Below are 17,595 nucleotides of genomic sequence, written 5' to 3' on the forward strand. Positions count from 1 at the left end.
AGGAAGGCCCCCGCCGATGGCGGGGGCCTTCCTCGTGTCGTACCGGTCCGGGGGACCGGTCAGGCGTCTCAGGCCTGCGGCAGGACGAGCTCCTGGCCGACGTAGATCACGGCGGCGTCGGAGACGATGCCCTTGTTGGCCTCGTAGAGGGCGGTCCAGCCACCCTCGACCTCGTACTCGTTGGCGAGCTTCCAGAGGGAGTCACCGGACTTGACGACGATGGTCTCGGCCTCGGCGACGACGGCCTGCTCAGCGGCAGCGGCCTGCTCAGCGGCAGCGGCCTTCTGAGCGGCAGCCTTCTCCGCGGCGGCGGCGCGCTGGGCGGCAGCCTTGTCGGCGGCGGCCTGCTCGGCAGCAGCCTGCTTGGCGGCCCAGCGCTCGGCGGCGGCCTGGTCGGCCGCGGCCTGCTCGGCAGCAACCTGCTCAGCCGCGGCCTGCTCGGCAGCAGCCTGCTCAGCCGCGGCCTGCTCGGCAGCAGCCTGCTCAGCCGCGGCCTGCTCGGCAGCAGCCTGCTCAGCCGCGGCCTGCTCGGCAGCAGCCTCGTCTGCGGCGGACTGACGCTGCACGGTGGCGGTGCGCTCCACGGCGACCGGGGCGGCCTCGGTGGCGTCCACGTCACCGGCCTCCGCGTCAGCCTGGGTCAGGCCCAGCTTCTGCGAGCACAGCGGCCAGGCGCCCCAGCCCTGCAGGTCCTGGAGGATCTCGGCACGCTTGATCTGCTCGGCCTTCGAGGCCTGGTGCGGGTAGCCCTCGCCGCCGACGGCCTGCCAGGAGGACAGGGTGAACTGCACGCCGCCGTAGAAGCCGTTGCCGGTGTTGATGTCCCAGGTGCCGTTGGACTCGCACTCGGCGAGGCGATCCCAGGTGTCCACGGTGGCAGCCTGGGCCGGGGCGGAGAAGCCCACGGCGGCGGCGCCGGCGAGGGTCATGCCCGCGACGATCGAGGCAGTGGCACGGCGGGAGCGGGTGGCGGAAGTGGTGAAGAGAGTCATGGTGTCCATGGCGAGTCCTCGCTGATCGGCGGCCGAGGCGCACCGGGGTCGTCCTTCTCCTTGGTCGGGTCATGCCCTCCGTCGGTTCGAGACGACCCAGCAGCGGGCGACCGTCGGAGGGGGTTCGATATCGTGGCCTCCCCGTGCCCGACCTCTCGGTCAGATCACGGTTCGATCACGAATCGGCTACGGAAGAGTCAACGACGGGAGCCCCCCTCGCGTCAAATCATGGGTCGACGAATTCTTGCCCGTCTGTCTCAAATTTGAGATCGGGTGACGAATCGATCCCTAGAGTCGTGGGCGCGTGGATGAAATGCACGCTACTGGCCGGAGTTGCTGTCATGGTGTCTGATCCACCGGTGTGGACAACCTCCGTCACAGGAGCATGGGCAAAGGTCACGATCGACGGCCGAGGCCGTGACCTGAGTCGCGTTCGACCCGGGATTCGAGGGCGGGGCGATGGTTGCCCGTGGCCGTCGCTGTCGGCGCAGAGGGGCTGCACAGGGGCCATTGAGAGCTGATATTCCGTTAGTTGCATATTTATTCAAGACCCGGGTAGGATCGCCACCGAGCACGCCTCCGACGGCCACGCGCCGCGCTCGGAGACCCCCCTATATAAAGAGGAGAAAACGTGAAGGAACGCATCATCCTTGCCTACTCGGGCGGCCTGGACACCTCGGTGGCCATCGGCTGGATCGCCGAGGCCACGGGCGCCGAGGTCGTCGCCGTCGCGGTCGACGTGGGCCAGGGGGGCGAGTCCCTCGAGACGATCCGCCAGCGCGCCCTGGACTGCGGCGCCGTCGAGGCCTACGTCGCCGACGCGCGTGACGAGTTCGCCGAGCAGTACTGCATGCCCACGCTCAAGGCCAACGCCCTCTACATGGACGCCTACCCGCTGGTCTCCGCGATCTCGCGCCCCGTGATCTCCCGCCACCTGGTCGCGGCGGCCCGCCAGTTCGGCGCCTCGACGGTGGCGCACGGCTGCACCGGCAAGGGCAACGACCAGGTCCGCTTCGAGGTCTCCATCCAGACCCTCGGGCCCGACCTGAAGTGCATCGCCCCGGTGCGCGACCTCGCCCTGACCCGTGAGAAGGCCATCGAGTACGCCGAGCGCAACGACCTGCCGATCGTCACCACCAAGAAGAACCCGTTCTCGATCGACCAGAACGTGTGGGGCCGCGCCGTCGAGACCGGCTTCCTCGAGGACATCTGGAACGGCCCCACGAAGGACGTCTACGACTACACGGACGACCCCGCCTTCCCGCCGGCGCCGGACGTGGTCACGATCGCCTTCGAGCGCGGCGTCCCCACGGCCCTCGACGGCCGCGCGCTGAGCCCGCTGGAGATCATCGAGGAGCTCAACCGCCGGGCCGGTGCCCAGGGCGTGGGCCGGATCGACATCGTCGAGGACCGCCTCGTGGGCATCAAGTCCCGCGAGATCTACGAGGCACCGGGCGCCATGGCGCTGATCGCGGCCCACCGTGAGCTCGAGAACGTCACCCTGGAGCGTGAACAGGCGCGCTTCAAGAAGCATGTGGACCAGCGGTGGACCGAGCTGGTCTACGACGGCCAGTGGTACTCCCCGCTGAAGCGGAACCTGGACACGTTCATCGACGCGACCCAGGAACACGTCAACGGTGAGATCCGCCTGGAGCTCCACGGTGGCCGCGCCACGGTGCAGGGTCGCCGGTCCGAGACCGGCCTGTACGACTTCAACCTCGCCACATACGACGAGGGCGACTCGTTCGACCAGTCCTCGGCCCGCGGGTTCATCGACATCTTCGGCCTGTCCGCGAAGACGGCCTCCGAGCGCGAGCAGCGCCTGCGCGGCAGCGACGACCTCCAGGACGTCGCCCGCCTGTCCAACGACTGACCCCGCACGCCCCGTGCACGACGGCGGCCCGCCCGCGACCGGGCCGGTCGCCGTCGGCCTGTCACCGACCTCGAGGAGACCTTCGATGACCGAGAACACCGACGCCCGCCACGGGACCAACGAGGGCGCCCTGTGGGGCGGCCGCTTCGCCGGCGGCCCTTCCGAGGCGCTCGCCGCGCTCAGCAAGTCCACGCACTTCGACTGGCGCCTGGCGCCCTATGACATCGCGGGTTCCCGTGCCCACGCCCGGGTGCTGCACACCGCCGGTCTGCTCAGTGCGGACGACCTGGACGGGATGATCGCGGCCCTCGACCGTCTCGAGGCGGACGTGCGTTCCGGTGCCTACGCCCCGGCGGCGTCCGATGAGGACGTGCACGGCTCGCTCGAGCGCGGCCTCATCGAGCGGGCCGGTCCCGAGCTCGGCGGCCGCCTGCGGGCCGGCCGATCCCGCAACGACCAGGTCGCCACCCTCGGCCGGATGTTCCTGCGCGACCACGCCCGCATCATCGCGCGGGGCGTGATCGCCACCGTGGACGCGCTGCTCGATCAGGCGCGGGCGCACCCGTACGCGCCGATGCCGGGCCGCACCCACCTGCAGCACGCGCAGCCCGTCCTGCTCTCGCATCACCTGCTCGCGCACGCCTGGGCATTCGCGCGGGACCTGCAGCGGCTCGTGGACTGGGACGCACGCGCGGCCGTCTCGCCGTACGGCTCCGGGGCCCTGGCCGGCTCCTCCCTGGGTCTGGACCCGAACGCCGTGGCCGCCGAGCTCGGCTTCGAGTCGGCCGTGTGGAACTCGATCGACGGCACCGCCGCACGCGACGTGTACGCGGAGTTCGCGTGGGTCGCCGCGATGGTCGGCGTCGACCTGTCCCGCATCTCGGAGGAGGTCATCTTCTGGGCCACCAAGGAGGCGGGCTTCGTGAGGCTCCACGACGCGTACTCCACGGGGTCCTCGATCATGCCGCAGAAGAAGAACCCGGACGTCGCCGAGTTGGCCCGCGGCAAGTCCGGCCGCCTCATCGGCGACCTCACGGGGCTGCTGGCCACGCTCAAGGGCATGCCGCTGGCCTACAACCGCGACCTGCAGGAGGACAAGGAGCCCGTCTTCGACGCCGCGGACACCCTCGAGCTGCTGCTGCCCGCCGTCTCCGGGATGATCGCCACCCTCGAGTTCCAGACGGGGCGCATGGCGGAGCTGGCCCCCCAGGGCTTCGCGCTGGCCACCGACGTCGCCGAGTGGCTCGTCCGCCAGGGGGTCCCGTTCCGCGAGGCCCACGAGCTGTCGGGCGAGGCCGTGAAGGCGGCCGAGGCCCGGGGCGTGGAGCTGTGGGACCTCACGGACGAGGAGTACGCCGCCATCTCGCCGGCGCTGACCCCGCAGGTCCGCGAGGTGCTCAGCACGGAGGGCTCGCTCGCCTCTCGCGACGCCCAGGGCGGGACCGCACCGACGGCCGTCGCGGCGCAGATCGGGGCGCTCGAGGACGCCCTGGAACCGCTGCGCCGCTGGGCCGACACGCCGGGCTCCGTCGTCGACGCTCGCTGACGCGGTCGCCCGGCCGAGACGGCGTCGGCCGGGCCGGACGCGGCGGTGCCCCCAGGGCGCCGCCGCGTCACCCGCCGTTCACCGTGGTCGGCGTAGCATGGGTGGTCACTTTTCCGCCGGGCGGGCCGCAGCATGGTCCGCCCCTCACCGCACCGCGAGGGCCCCCGATGACCGATACCGTGTCCGTCCGCCAGTCCGAGCTCGACCTCGAGCGGGGTCGGGTCGCCGAGCGGTACGCCCGCCTCGACGCCCTGCGTGAGGAGAAGGAGCGCCAGCTCGCGGCCGTGCGCCGGACCGGCCCGCAGGGGTCGCTGCAGAACCACTCCGAGCGCGACGCCTTCGCCAGCCTCTACGAGGACCGGCTCGCCCAGCTCTACGCCGTGGACGACCGCCTCGTCTTCGGCCGGCTCGACCTCGACGCCGAGCAGGAGGGTGGGGCCGACGAGCAGCGGTACATCGGGCGCATCGGCCTCACCACCGAGGACCACGAGCGCCTCCTCGTCGACTGGCGCGCGGCCGAGGCCGGCGCCTTCTACCAGGCGACGGCGGCCCACCGGGGCCGTGTGCGCCGTCGTCGTCACCTGATGCTGCGGGGGCGCGAGGTGCGCGACCTCGAGGACGACATCCTGGACCCGACGCTGCTGGGCGAGGACGGGGTGCGCGCCGATGGCCAGGGTGCGCTGCTGGCCGCCGTCACCGCCCGACGCACGGGACAGATGGGGGACATCGTCGCCACGATCCAGTCGGAGCAGGACGAGGTGATCCGCGCGCCCCTGCCCGGGGCGGTCGTGGTCCAGGGCGGGCCCGGCACGGGGAAGACCGCCGTCGCCCTGCACCGCGCCGCCTACCTGCTGTACACCCACCGGGAGCGCCTCGCGCGCTCGGGCGTGCTGATCGTCGGTCCGTCGACCGCGTTCATGCGGTACATCGAGCGGGTGCTGCCCTCGCTGGGTGAGACCGGTGTCGTGATGTCCTCGCTGGGGACGCTGATGCCGGGCGTGCGGGCCGTCCCGGAGCGGGACCTCGACGCGGCGGCGGTGAAGGGCCGGCTGGACATGGTGGACGCCGTCGCCCGCGCGGTCGCGCAGCGCCAGCGCCTGCTCGTCGAGCCGCGTCGCCTGCTGATCGACGGCACGACCGTCAAGCTCAAGCCGGCCATGGTCCGGCGCGCCCGGGACAAGGCGCGGGCCACCCGCAAGCCCCACAACGAGGCCCGGGTGACGTTCGTGAAGATCCTCGTCCGCGAGCTCGCGGAGAAGCTGCGCAAGAAGCTGGAGAAGTCCTCGGGCACCCCGGTGCAGCGTGACCTCCTGCTGGAGGACGTGCGCACCTCGCGCGACGTGCGCATCGCGCTCAACCTCTGCTGGATGCCGTTGACGCCGGAGAGGCTGATCGGCGACCTCCTCACCCGGGAGGACCTGCTCCGGGCGGCCGCCCCGTGGCTGTCCGACGCCGAGGTCGGCGCGCTCCTGCGGCCGGCCGACGCCCCCTGGACCGAGGCCGACGTGCCCCTGCTGGACGAGGCGGCCGAGCTGCTCGGACGGCTCGAGACCCCGGGCCGGGGCGGTGAGTCCACGGCTCAGCACGAGCGCAACCTCGAGAACGCCCGGGCGTCCCTGGAGAACATGCACCAGACGCTCGCGGACCTGGGCGTCGACGGCGTCGTGGACGCCGAGCAGCTGGCCGCGGCCAATGAGGCACGCGGGGTGCGACGGACCACCGCCGAGACCGCGGCCCACGACCGCACCTGGACGTACGGGCACGTGGTGGTCGACGAGGCCCAGGAGCTCTCTCCGATGCAGTGGCGCCTGCTGGCGCGCCGCTGCCCGATGAAGTCGTTCACCATCGTGGGCGACATCGCGCAGTCCTCCCGTCGCGACGCGGCCGGCTCGTGGGCGTCCGTCCTCGCCCCGGAGTTCGGGGACCGCTGGCGCCTGGAAGAGCTGACCGTGAACTACCGTTCGCCGGCACGCGTGATGCGCTGGGCCGCGCAGGTCGCGCGGGCGGCCGGGCTCGAGGTCTCCCATCCGCGCGCCGTGCGTGAGGGCGATCACCGCCCGCGCCTGGTGACGGAGCCGGGCGGTGACGTCGCAGCCCTGGCCCTCGAGGCGGTCGAGGTCGAGCGGAACCGCGTGCCCGAGGCCCTGACCGCCGTGATCGCCCCCGCCGGGCAGACGGGGGAGCTGCTCACGGCCCTCCGCGAGCGGTGGGGGGAGGCGGCCGTGGACACCGCGCCGCTGCCCGGCGTCGCGATCGTCGTCGCCACCCCGTGGGAGACCAAGGGACTGGAGTTCGACACCGTCGTCCTCGTCTCGCCCGAGCGGATCGTGGACGACGCGCGCGGCGTGGTGGGCGATCTGTACGTGGCGATGACCCGCGCCACCCAGTCGCTGTCCGTCGTCGCCGGGACGGACGCGGCCGCGCTGCCGGCCGGGCTGGCGGACGTCCCGGAGTGAGCCCCGCGGGCGACGTCGCACGTGCGCGGCGTCGCGGAGGCGCGCGGGCGCGTCGCTAGGCTGGGGGCCATGGCACCCCAGAACGAGGAGCGCGCGGCCCGACTGCGCGCACAGGCGAACGACCCGAGCTTCGAGAACGTCTGGCAGGAGCTGCGCTGGCGCGGGCTCGTGCACGTCTCGACGGACGAGGCCGCGCTGGAGCATGCGCTGGCCGGGGAGCCCGTCTCGTATTACTGCGGCTTCGACCCGACCGCACCGTCCCTCCACCTGGGACACCTGGTCCAGCTGCTCACCCTGCGCCGCCTGCAGCTCGCCGGCCACCACCCGTACGCCCTCGTGGGCGGCGCCACCGGCCTCATCGGCGACCCGCGGCAGACCTCGGAGCGCGTCCTGAACTCGCAGGAGACCGTGGCGGCGTGGGTGGAGTCGCTGCGCGCGCAGATCGAGCCGTACCTCTCCTTCGAGGGGGAGAACGCGGCGACCATGGTCAACAACCTGGACTGGACCGCGGGCATGAGCGCGCTGGACTTCCTGCGGGACGTCGGCAAGAACTTCCGCGTCGGCACGATGGTGAAGAAGGAGATCGTGGCCAAGCGCCTGAACTCTGATGAGGGCATCTCCTACACGGAGTTCTCCTACCAGGTGCTGCAGGGCAACGACTTCCTCGAGCTGCACCGCCGGCACGGCGTGACCCTCCAGACCGGCGGCTCCGACCAGTGGGGCAACCTCACCGCCGGCACCGAGCTGATCCGCAAGGTGGAGGGGACCCACGCCCATGCGCTGGGCACGCCGCTGATCACGAACGCGGACGGCACCAAGTTCGGCAAGTCCGAGGGCAACGCCGTCTGGCTCGACGCGGAGATGTGCTCCCCGTACGCCTTCTACCAGTTCTGGCTCAACACGGCGGACGCCGACGTCGTGGACCGGCTCAAGGTCTTCACGTTCCTGACCCGCGCGGAGATCGAGGAGTACGCGCAGAAGGTGGCCGACGAGCCGTTCCGCCGAGAGGCCCAGAAGCGCTTGGCGTGGGAGGTCACGGCGCTGGCCCATGGCGAGGAGACGACGACGAAGGTCATCGAGGCCTCCCAGGCGGTGTTCGGAGGGGGCGACCTCACCACGGTGGACCCGGACACGCTGACCGCCGTGCTGGCCGAGCTGCCGCAGGCCGACCGGACCCAGTGGGAGGGGGAGCCGGGCACCGTGACCGCGGTCGAGCTGCTGGTCTCCACCGGGCTGGTGGCCTCGCGCTCCGAGGCGCGTCGGACGGTGCGCGACGGCGGCGCCTCGGTGAACAACGTGCGGGTGACGGATGCCGACCAGGTGTTCACCCGAGACGACGCCTTCGCCGGCCGACACCTGCTGGTGCGCCGGGGCAAGAAGAACATGGCGGGTGCGGACCTGGGGGAGGGCTGACCGCAGCTGCAGACCACCGGTGTCCACCGTGAGTCGCGAAAAGTGACCGAGGACACGACGGGCGGCGACGGCGAAGCAACCGCCCACGGGAGGAGCACAGGGCCCCGTTCCCCGCAGAATCCTGCGGAGAACGGGGCCCTCCTTCGTGCCGGGACGCCGGGTGTCACCCCTGATTTTGTGTTCGGTGGGGTTCGTGTGTAGAGTTCCATCTCGTGCTCAAGACGCCGACCGGGTGACCGGGAGGCGGGGTGAAGAACACAGAATCCGCGGATTCATGCCGAGAATGGCAGGTCCAGGGCGGGTGGTGCTCACCGGGTGCGCGGCTGGCAGTGATGCTGGTCGGGATTCCTGAAGAAGATGATCTGGTTTGACAGCCGGGAATCATGTGGTAAGCTTTTCGAGGCCTTCCACGTGGATGGTCCGGTGAGTGTCTGGCCCCGCAGAGAGCGGAGTTGACATGGTCGGATCGCGTGGTAAGGTTTTCTAGCCCGGCCATGTGAACAGACGGTGAATGCTTCGGACACGGAGTTGACACGTTCGAAACGGATGGTCTAGGATGGAGAAGTTGCTCCAGAGCGAAACGGCCCGCGGAGCGGGTCGCTGAAGCTGGAAGCGCCTGTTGTTTGAGAACTCAATAGTGTGCCAAGTTTGTTGATGCCAATTGTTTTAACACATATTGGTTGATCATCGCCTGCCACCCCCGTGGTGTGGTGATGGTCTGCTAGGTATTGAATGGATGTCGTGGTGGTTATTTCCGGCTGCCACGGTGTTGTTCTGTAATTTTTTTACGGAGAGTTTGATCCTGGCTCAGGATGAACGCTGGCGGCGTGCTTAACACATGCAAGTCGAACGATGAAGCCCAGCTTGCTGGGTGGATTAGTGGCGAACGGGTGAGTAACACGTGAGTAACCTGCCCTTAACTCTGGGATAAGCCTGGGAAACTGGGTCTAATACCGGATAGGAGCGCCTACCGCATGGTGGGTGTTGGAAAGATTTATCGGTTTTGGATGGACTCGCGGCCTATCAGCTTGTTGGTGAGGTAATGGCTCACCAAGGCGACGACGGGTAGCCGGCCTGAGAGGGTGACCGGCCACACTGGGACTGAGACACGGCCCAGACTCCTACGGGAGGCAGCAGTGGGGAATATTGCACAATGGGCGCAAGCCTGATGCAGCGACGCCGCGTGAGGGATGACGGCCTTCGGGTTGTAAACCTCTTTCAGTAGGGAAGAAGCGAAAGTGACGGTACCTGCAGAAGAAGCACCGGCTAACTACGTGCCAGCAGCCGCGGTAATACGTAGGGTGCGAGCGTTATCCGGAATTATTGGGCGTAAAGAGCTCGTAGGCGGTTTGTCGCGTCTGTCGTGAAAGTCCGGGGCTTAACCCCGGATCTGCGGTGGGTACGGGCAGACTAGAGTGCAGTAGGGGAGACTGGAATTCCTGGTGTAGCGGTGGAATGCGCAGATATCAGGAGGAACACCGATGGCGAAGGCAGGTCTCTGGGCTGTAACTGACGCTGAGGAGCGAAAGCATGGGGAGCGAACAGGATTAGATACCCTGGTAGTCCATGCCGTAAACGTTGGGCACTAGGTGTGGGGACCATTCCACGGTTTCCGCGCCGCAGCTAACGCATTAAGTGCCCCGCCTGGGGAGTACGGCCGCAAGGCTAAAACTCAAAGGAATTGACGGGGGCCCGCACAAGCGGCGGAGCATGCGGATTAATTCGATGCAACGCGAAGAACCTTACCAAGGCTTGACATGTTCTCGATCGCCGTAGAGATACGGTTTCCCCTTTGGGGCGGGTTCACAGGTGGTGCATGGTTGTCGTCAGCTCGTGTCGTGAGATGTTGGGTTAAGTCCCGCAACGAGCGCAACCCTCGTTCCATGTTGCCAGCACGTAGTGGTGGGGACTCATGGGAGACTGCCGGGGTCAACTCGGAGGAAGGTGAGGACGACGTCAAATCATCATGCCCCTTATGTCTTGGGCTTCACGCATGCTACAATGGCCGGTACAATGGGTTGCGATACTGTGAGGTGGAGCTAATCCCAAAAAGCCGGTCTCAGTTCGGATTGGGGTCTGCAACTCGACCCCATGAAGTCGGAGTCGCTAGTAATCGCAGATCAGCAACGCTGCGGTGAATACGTTCCCGGGCCTTGTACACACCGCCCGTCAAGTCACGAAAGTCGGTAACACCCGAAGCCGGTGGCCTAACCCTTGTGGGGGGAGCCGTCGAAGGTGGGACCAGCGATTGGGACTAAGTCGTAACAAGGTAGCCGTACCGGAAGGTGCGGCTGGATCACCTCCTTTCTAAGGAGCATCAGTGCCCGTTGCATCACCGCGTGTGTGATGGCGGGTTGCTCATGGGTGGAACATCAATGAATGGTGCCAGTGGTGGTGCCGGCAGTGCTCGAGTACGTCATGCCTTTGCGGGTGTGGTTGGAATGGGTGGTGTTGGTGGCTGCGAGCTGGTGTTGGCACACTGTTGGGTCCTGGAACAGCAGGCACCCTGACCTTGGGGTTGGGGTTGTTGTTTCTGGTCTCCGTGCCTTGTGAAGCTGGCCTGGTGGGTTGGTGGATGGGGTGTGGGTTGTTGTTTGAGAACTGCATAGTGGACGCGAGCATCTTATTTTTTGTTGCTGCATCGTTGATCGCACTGTTCCCCCCTGGGGTGGTGTGTGAGGTGTGGTGATGCCGAGAATGACATCTTAGTTAGATATTGCTCATTTGAGGACTTTCATTGTGTGTGAAAGTTTCCAAGGGCGCATGGTGGATGCCTTGGCAACAGGAGCCGAAGAAGGACGTGGGAATCTGCGATAAGCCTGGTGGAGTCGATAACCGGACGTTGAGACCAGGATTTCCGAATGGGGAAACCCCGCACGACGTGTCGTGTGACCCCCGGTTGAACACATAGACCGGGTGGAGGGAACGTGGGGAAGTGAAACATCTCAGTACCCACAGGAAGAGAAAACAAAAGTGATTCCGTTAGTAGTGGCGAGCGAACGCGGATGGGGCTAAACCGTATGTGTGTGATACCCGGCAGGGGTTGCATGTGCGGTGTTGTGGGCCCCTCCTTGTCATGTCTGCCGGCATGGCGCAGTGAGGTGCGGGCATATAGACGAACCAGTGTGGATGCTGGACCGTAGAGGGTGAGAGTCCCGTAGTCGAAATGTGTTCCGCCGCTGTTGGAGGGTCGCCCGAGTAGCACGGGGCCCGAGGAATCCCGTGTGAATCTGCCAGGACCACCTGGTAAGCCTGAATACTACCTGTTGACCGATAGCGGATCAGTACCGTGAGGGAATGGTGAAAAGTACCCCGGGAGGGGAGTGAAATAGTACCTGAAACCATGTGCCTACAAACCGTTGGAGCCTCCTTGTGGGGTGACAGCGTGCCTTTTGAAGAATGAGCCTGCGAGTTAGTGATACGTGGCGAGGTTAACCCGTGTGGGGAAGCCGTAGCGAAAGCGAGTCTGAATAGGGCGTTTGAGTCGCGTGTCCTAGACCCGAAGCGGAGTGATCTACCCATGGCCAGGTTGAAGCGCGTGTAAGAGCGCGTGGAGGACCGAACCCACTTCAGTTGAAAATGGAGGGGATGAGCTGTGGGTAGGGGTGAAAGGCCAATCAAACTCCGTGATAGCTGGTTCTCCCCGAAATGCATTTAGGTGCAGCGTCACGTGTTTCTTCCCGGAGGTAGAGCTACTGGATGGACGATGGGCCCTACAAGGTTACTGACTTCAGCCAAACTCCGAATGCCGGGAAGTGAGAGCGTGGCAGTGAGACTGTGGGGGATAAGCTTCATAGTCGAGAGGGAAACAGCCCAGACCACCGGTTAAGGCCCCTAAGCGTGTGCTAAGTGGGAAAGGATGTGGAGTTGCTGAGACAACCAGGAGGTTGGCTTAGAAGCAGCCACCCTTGAAAGAGTGCGTAATAGCTCACTGGTCAAGTGATTCCGCGCCGACAATGTAGCGGGGCTCAAGTACACCGCCGAAACCGTGGCATTCAGTTTTGCTGGATGGGTAGGGGAGCGTCGTTCACGAGGTGAAGCCAGCGGGTAACTTCTGGTGGATTGTGGACGAGTGAGAATGCAGGCATGAGTAGCGAAAGACGGGTGAGAAACCCGTCCGCCGGATGACTAAGGGTTCCAGGGTCAAGCTAATCTGCCCTGGGTAAGTCGGGACCTAAGGCGAGGCCGACAGGCGTAGTCGATGGACAACGGGTTGATATTCCCGTACCAGTGAAGAACCGCCCATGCTGAGCCGGTGATACTAACCGCCCGAACCATCCCGATCCTCGTCTTTGACGGGGACGGTGATGGGGAGCGCGGGACCTGAACCGGGGAGGCAAGCGCATTAACAGGTGTGACGCAGGAAGGTAGCCGGGCCGGGCAATGGAAATGACCTGGTCTAAGGGTGTAGGGCTGCCGGTAGGTAAATCCGCCGGCTGTATGCCTGAGACCTGATGGGCGCCCACGTGGTGGGTGATCCGGTGATCCTATGCTGCCAAGAAAAGCATCGGCGCGAGGTTCAAACTGCCCGTACCCTAAACCGACACAGGTGGTCAGGTAGAGAATACTAAGGCGATCGAGAGAATCATGGTTAAGGAACTCGGCAAAATGCCCCCGTAACTTCGGGAGAAGGGGGGCCCCAACCTTGAGCACCACGTGCTGGTGTGAGGGGATCGGGGCCGCAGAGACCAGGGGGAAGCGACTGTTTATCAAAAACACAGGTCCATGCGAAGTCGTAAGACGATGTATATGGACTGACTCCTGCCCGGTGCTGGAAGGTTAAGGGGACCTGTTAGCTTCGGCGAAGCGGAGAACTTAAGCCCCAGTAAACGGCGGTGGTAACTATAACCATCCTAAGGTAGCGAAATTCCTTGTCGGGTAAGTTCCGACCTGCACGAATGGAGTAACGACTTCCCCGCTGTCTCAACCATGAACTCGGCGAAATTGCATTACGAGTAAAGATGCTCGTTACGCGCAGAAGGACGGAAAGACCCCGTGACCTTTACTATAGTTTGGTATTGGTGTTCGGTGTGGCTTGTGTAGGATAGGTGGGAGACTGTGAAGCGGGCACGCCAGTGTTCGTGGAGTCATCGTTGAAATACCACTCTGGTCACTCTGGATATCTAACTTCGGCCCGTGATCCGGGTCAGGGACAGTGCCTGATGGGTAGTTTAACTGGGGCGGTTGCCTCCCAAAATGTAACGGAGGCGCCCAAAGGTTCCCTCAGCCTGGTTGGCAATCAGGTGTCGAGTGCAAGTGCACAAGGGAGCTTGACTGTGAGAGTGGCAGCTCGAGCAGGGACGAAAGTCGGGACTAGTGATCCGGCGGCTCGTTGTGGAACGGCCGTCGCTCAACGGATAAAAGGTACCTCGGGGATAACAGGCTGATCTTGCCCAAGAGTCCATATCGACGGCATGGTTTGGCACCTCGATGTCGGCTCGTCGCATCCTGGGGCTGGAGTAGGTCCCAAGGGTTGGGCTGTTCGCCCATTAAAGCGGTACGCGAGCTGGGTTCAGAACGTCGTGAGACAGTTCGGTCCCTATCCTCTGCGCGCGTTGGAAATTTGAGAAGGTCTGTCCTTAGTACGAGAGGACCGGGACGGACGAACCTCTGGTATGTCAGTTGTACCGCCAGGTGCATGGCTGATTAGCTACGTTCGGGATGGATAACCGCTGAAAGCATCTAAGCGGGAAGCCGGCTTCGAGATGAGATTTCCTTGCCCCTTTGAGGGTGTGAGGCCCCCAGCTAGAACACTGGGTTGATAGGCTGGATGTGGAAGCGAGGACTGAAGACTCGTGAAGCTGACCAGTACTAATAGGCCGATGACTTACACACACTCTTATCCCATTGCTTGCTTCAAGGTGATGGGTTGGTGTTCGCGTCCACTGTGCGGTTGTCTGATTGCAACCGGCTGTCCACTGTTGGTGGGTGGTTGGGGTGTTTCAGTTGAATAGTGTCACTGTTGTGTGACCCGTAGGTTTCCCTGCTGTTGCCCGTGTTGAGGGTGGTGGTGTGGGGTTAGGGTTACGGCGGTCATAGCGTGGGGGAAACGCCCGGTTCCATTCCGAACCCGGAAGCTAAGGCCCACAGCGCCGATGGTACTGCAGCCGGGAGGTTGTGGGAGAGTAGGTCGCCGCCGGACATTCTTTGAGGGAGGGCCTCGCACTGTTGGTGCGAGGCCCTTCCCGCATTTCTGGACTGTTTCCCCGAGAGGACGGTCCGCCACAGGCTCCGGGCACTAGCCTGGTCCCCTGAGGACCCGGCCTCGAGGCCGGCGCATGAGGAACAGAGACTGCGTTCCCGCGGATCATCGCGGCGTGACGCCCAGGAAGGACACCATGGCTGAGGACACCCCCCGAGAGCGCCGCGAGGACCGTGGATCCGAGGGCCGCGGGCCCCGTGGTGGCGGTGACGGCCGGCGTCGTGGTGCTGACCGCGACGGACGTCCTCGCAGCGGTGCCGGTGACCGGCGCCGCTCCGGCGGGCCTCACGAGGACCGTCGTCGTGGCTCCGCAGACGGCCCGCGTCGTCAGGACGGGGCCGGTGACCGTGGCCCGCGTCGCGAGGAGTTCGGCCGCGACGGCGCGCGGCGTCGCTTCCGCCCGACCTCCGAGCGCCGCGGTGCGCCGACGGGCCCTCGTCGCGAGGACCGCGCCGAACGACCCGCCCACAATCCCGGTGATCTCCGAGCGGCGAATCGTGCGGACCAGGAGCGCTCTCCGGACATCGACCCGGACGTGACGGGCCAGGAGCTCGACCGGGGCACGCTCAAGGAGATCAACGGCCTCGACGAGCGTCCTGCCAGCTGGGTCGCCAAGCACCTCGTGATGGCCGGTCGCTACCTGGACGTCGACCCGGCGCTGGCGTTCCAGCACGCCCTCGCCGCGTCCCGCAAGGGCGGCCGCCTGTCACGCGTGCGCGAGGCCGTCGCGCTCACCGCCTACGCGGCGGGGGAGTACGCCGACGCGCTGCGCGAGTTCCGCACCTACCGGCGCATGACGGGCGACGACACCCACATCGCCGCGCAGGTGGACAGCGAGCGTGCCCTCGGCCGCACGGAGAAGGCCCTGCAGCTGGCCGCCGAGGTGGATGCCACGCGTCTGGACCGGGCGGCGCGCGCCGAGCTGGCCATGGTCGTCTCCGGCATCCGCGAGGACGCCGGCGACCTCCAGGGCGCCCATGAGGCCCTGCAGATCCCGGAACTGGACCGGCGGCGCGGCTACCCCTTCTCTCCCCGGCTGTTCCAGCGCCAGGCCGACGTGCTGCTCGCCCTGGGGCGCCGCGAGGAGGCTCGGCTCTGGGCGCGTGCCGTGCGCGTCGCGGAGAAGGCCCTCGGCGTGGGCGGGTTCGCGGACCCGGAGATCATCGACGTGGACACCGAGCCGGTTGAGGACCCCCGGGACCGCCGCCCGTCCCCCCGCGAACGGCGCCACGAGCGGTATGCGGCCGAGGCCGGTGCGGAGCCGACGGCGGACGGCTCCCCGGCCGAGGAGCCGGAGACCGCCACGAAGCCGACCGAGGCGCCCCGGCCGGAGACCGCGACGGAGCCGCCGGCCGCCGTCGACGCGCCGGACGAGGTCGACCCGAACCAGCTGTCGCTGTTCGACGCCCTCGAGGCCCCGGAGGCAGACGAGCGGTGAGCACCACGTTCTTCGACGGCCATGACGGGCTGCTCTGCGACCTGGACGGCGTCGTCTACGCCGGAGGCGGCGCGATCGCCGGGGCGGTCCAGACGCTGTCGACGTTGCAGGAACGGGGCGTGCCGGTCGGGTTCGTGACGAACAACGCCTCCCGCGCGCCAGAGTCCGTGGCCGAGCATCTCCGCACGCTCGGGGTGCCCGCGCAGGCGGGGCAGGTCTTCGGCTCCGCACCGGCGGGCGTCGATCTGCTCGAGGAGACGCTCGGCCGCCGCACCGGTCGGGTGCTCGTGGTCGGCTCGGCGTATCTGCGCGCCGTGGTCGAGGAGCGGGGCTACGAGGTGGTCGCGTCCGCGGCGCAACGTCCCGACGCGGTGATCCAGGGCTTCGACCCCGGTCTCGGCTGGGCCGATCTGGCGGAGGCGGCGTACGCCGTGCGCGCCGGGGCCACCTGGGTCGCCACCAACCTGGACGCCTCGATCCCGCGCGCGGAGGGGATCGCCCCCGGCAACGGGGCCCTCGTCGAGGCGGTGGGCCGGGCTACCGGCACCGCGCCCGTCGCGGCGGGCAAGCCCGAGCCACGACTGTTCCGGACGGCGGCCGAGGCCCTCGGCCTGGCCCGTCCCCTCGTGGTCGGCGACCGCCTGGACACGGACATCCGCGGCGGCAACGCGGCGGGGTTCGACACGGTGCTCGTCCTGACCGGCATCGACACGCGCGAGACCGCGGCCGCCGCCCCCGGGCCGGACCGGCCCACGTGGGTCCGTGCGCACCTGCCCGCTCTGCTCGCCGGCGGGGCCGAGGCCTCTGCGGACCCACGGCGTGGCTGAGACCGCACGCGCCGACGTCGCCCTGGCCGCCCGGGGCCTGGCCCGCTCCCGCACGGAGGGCGCGGCGCTCATCCGCGCGGGACAGGTCCTCCTCGACGGCCGCCCGGTGCGCCGGCCCTCCGACCGCGTGGCCGCCGACGCCACGCTGCGCCTGCGCGACCCGGGCCCGCGGTACGTCTCCCGTGCGGCCCACAAGCTCGTCAGCGCGCTGGAGGCGTTCCCGGACGTGGGCGTGGCCGGCCGCCGGGCGCTCGACGCCGGGGCCTCCACCGGCGGCTTCACCCAGGTCCTCCTCGAGCGGGGCGCCGAACGGGTGGCCGCCGTCGACGTGGGCCACGACCAGCTGGCCCCGGCCGTCCGGGCCGACCCCCGCGTCCTCGTGCGCGAGGGGCTCAACGTCCGCGACCTCACGGCCGAGGACATCGACGGTCCGGTGGACCTGGTGGTCTCCGACCTGTCCTTCATCTCGCTGCGCCTCGTCCTCGCCCCGCTCGCGGGCGTGTGCCGACCCGGCGCCGAGCTGCTGCTCATGGTCAAGCCCCAGTTCGAAGTCGGGCGGCGCGCCCTGCCGCGCTCCGGCGTCGTCACCGATCCCGACGCTCGCCGCGACGCCGTCGTGGGGGTGGCCGCGGCCGCGCTGGGGGCCGGCCTCGCCCCGCGCGGCCTCGCCCGATCCGGCCTGGCCGGGCAGGACGGGAACGCCGAGTTCTTCCTGCGGCTCCGCCGTCCCGACGCCACCACGGCCGACGATCCGGCCGGCGGGACGAGCCCGGCCCCGGACGCCGGCGAGCGCGCCGCCGGGTGGGTCCGGGGCGCCCACATCGACTGGTCCTGACCCGCGTCCGGGG

The 17,595-nt window shown here is 67.5% G+C and carries 8 protein-coding genes and 3 rRNA genes; 10 read left to right on the plus strand and 1 reads right to left on the minus strand.

Annotated elements, in window-relative coordinates; all coding sequences use genetic code 11:
• Nucleotides 1-68: 68 nt before the first annotated feature.
• Nucleotides 69-1,001: a resuscitation-promoting factor Rpf gene (gene rpf, locus AC0VX4_RS03970; RefSeq protein WP_206480895.1), complete on the minus strand. Its 933-nt coding sequence runs from the start codon at nucleotides 999-1,001 to the stop codon at nucleotides 69-71.
• Nucleotides 1,002-1,623: 622 nt separating this feature from the next.
• Between rpf and AC0VX4_RS03975 the strand changes: the two genes are divergently transcribed.
• From AC0VX4_RS03975 to AC0VX4_RS04020, 10 genes are all read left to right on the plus strand, one after another.
• Nucleotides 1,624-2,865 (plus strand): argininosuccinate synthase, encoded by a 1,242-nt coding sequence (locus AC0VX4_RS03975; protein ID WP_060775414.1) that lies wholly within the window; start codon nucleotides 1,624-1,626, stop codon nucleotides 2,863-2,865.
• 85 nt (nucleotides 2,866-2,950) lie between these two features.
• Entirely contained in the window at nucleotides 2,951-4,411 is a 1,461-nt protein-coding gene (gene argH, locus AC0VX4_RS03980; RefSeq protein ID WP_060775415.1) for an argininosuccinate lyase, read from the plus strand.
• Between the two features lie 167 nt (nucleotides 4,412-4,578).
• Nucleotides 4,579-6,867, plus strand: a complete 2,289-nt coding sequence (locus AC0VX4_RS03985) for a HelD family protein (RefSeq protein ID WP_126860039.1) — start codon at nucleotides 4,579-4,581, stop codon at nucleotides 6,865-6,867.
• Between the two features lie 69 nt (nucleotides 6,868-6,936).
• Nucleotides 6,937-8,280 (plus strand): tyrosine--tRNA ligase, encoded by a 1,344-nt coding sequence (gene tyrS / locus AC0VX4_RS03990; protein ID WP_060973656.1) that lies wholly within the window; start codon nucleotides 6,937-6,939, stop codon nucleotides 8,278-8,280.
• Nucleotides 8,281-9,064: 784 nt separating this feature from the next.
• Nucleotides 9,065-10,587: ribosomal RNA gene (locus AC0VX4_RS03995) — 16S ribosomal RNA — on the plus strand.
• A gap of 436 nt (nucleotides 10,588-11,023) precedes the next feature.
• Nucleotides 11,024-14,115: ribosomal RNA gene (locus AC0VX4_RS04000) — 23S ribosomal RNA — on the plus strand.
• Nucleotides 14,116-14,305: 190 nt separating this feature from the next.
• Nucleotides 14,306-14,422: ribosomal RNA gene (gene rrf / locus AC0VX4_RS04005) — 5S ribosomal RNA — on the plus strand.
• The 16S, 23S and 5S rRNA genes sit together here, the layout of an rRNA operon.
• 595 nt (nucleotides 14,423-15,017) lie before the next feature.
• On the plus strand, nucleotides 15,018-15,920 hold the full coding sequence (locus AC0VX4_RS04010; RefSeq protein ID WP_475464616.1) for a hypothetical protein: 903 nt from the start codon (nucleotides 15,018-15,020) through the stop codon (nucleotides 15,918-15,920).
• Nucleotides 15,917-16,747, plus strand: coding sequence for an HAD-IIA family hydrolase (locus AC0VX4_RS04015; RefSeq protein ID WP_475464617.1), 831 nt, complete (start codon nucleotides 15,917-15,919; stop codon nucleotides 16,745-16,747). The genes AC0VX4_RS04010 and AC0VX4_RS04015 overlap by 4 nt, the downstream gene beginning before the upstream one ends.
• Nucleotides 16,740-17,582, plus strand: a complete 843-nt coding sequence (locus tag AC0VX4_RS04020) for a TlyA family RNA methyltransferase (protein WP_475464618.1) — start codon at nucleotides 16,740-16,742, stop codon at nucleotides 17,580-17,582. The genes AC0VX4_RS04015 and AC0VX4_RS04020 overlap by 8 nt, the downstream gene beginning before the upstream one ends.
• The last annotated feature ends 13 nt before the right edge of the window (nucleotides 17,583-17,595 follow it).

This window comes from Micrococcus sp. 63XJN7_8_ISO-PGPR-S23-253 (assembly GCF_056173425.1).

Bases quoted from the DNA above. Each gene is read 5' to 3' on its own strand.
- rpf (WP_206480895.1), bottom strand. From the start codon at position 1,001: ATGGACACCATGACTCTCTTCACCACTTCCGCCACCCGCTCCCGCCGT.
- argH (WP_060775415.1), top strand. From the start codon at position 2,951: ATGACCGAGAACACCGACGCCCGCCACGGGACCAACGAGGGCGCCCTG.
- AC0VX4_RS03985 (WP_126860039.1), top strand. From the start codon at position 4,579: ATGACCGATACCGTGTCCGTCCGCCAGTCCGAGCTCGACCTCGAGCGG.
- tyrS (WP_060973656.1), top strand. From the start codon at position 6,937: ATGGCACCCCAGAACGAGGAGCGCGCGGCCCGACTGCGCGCACAGGCG.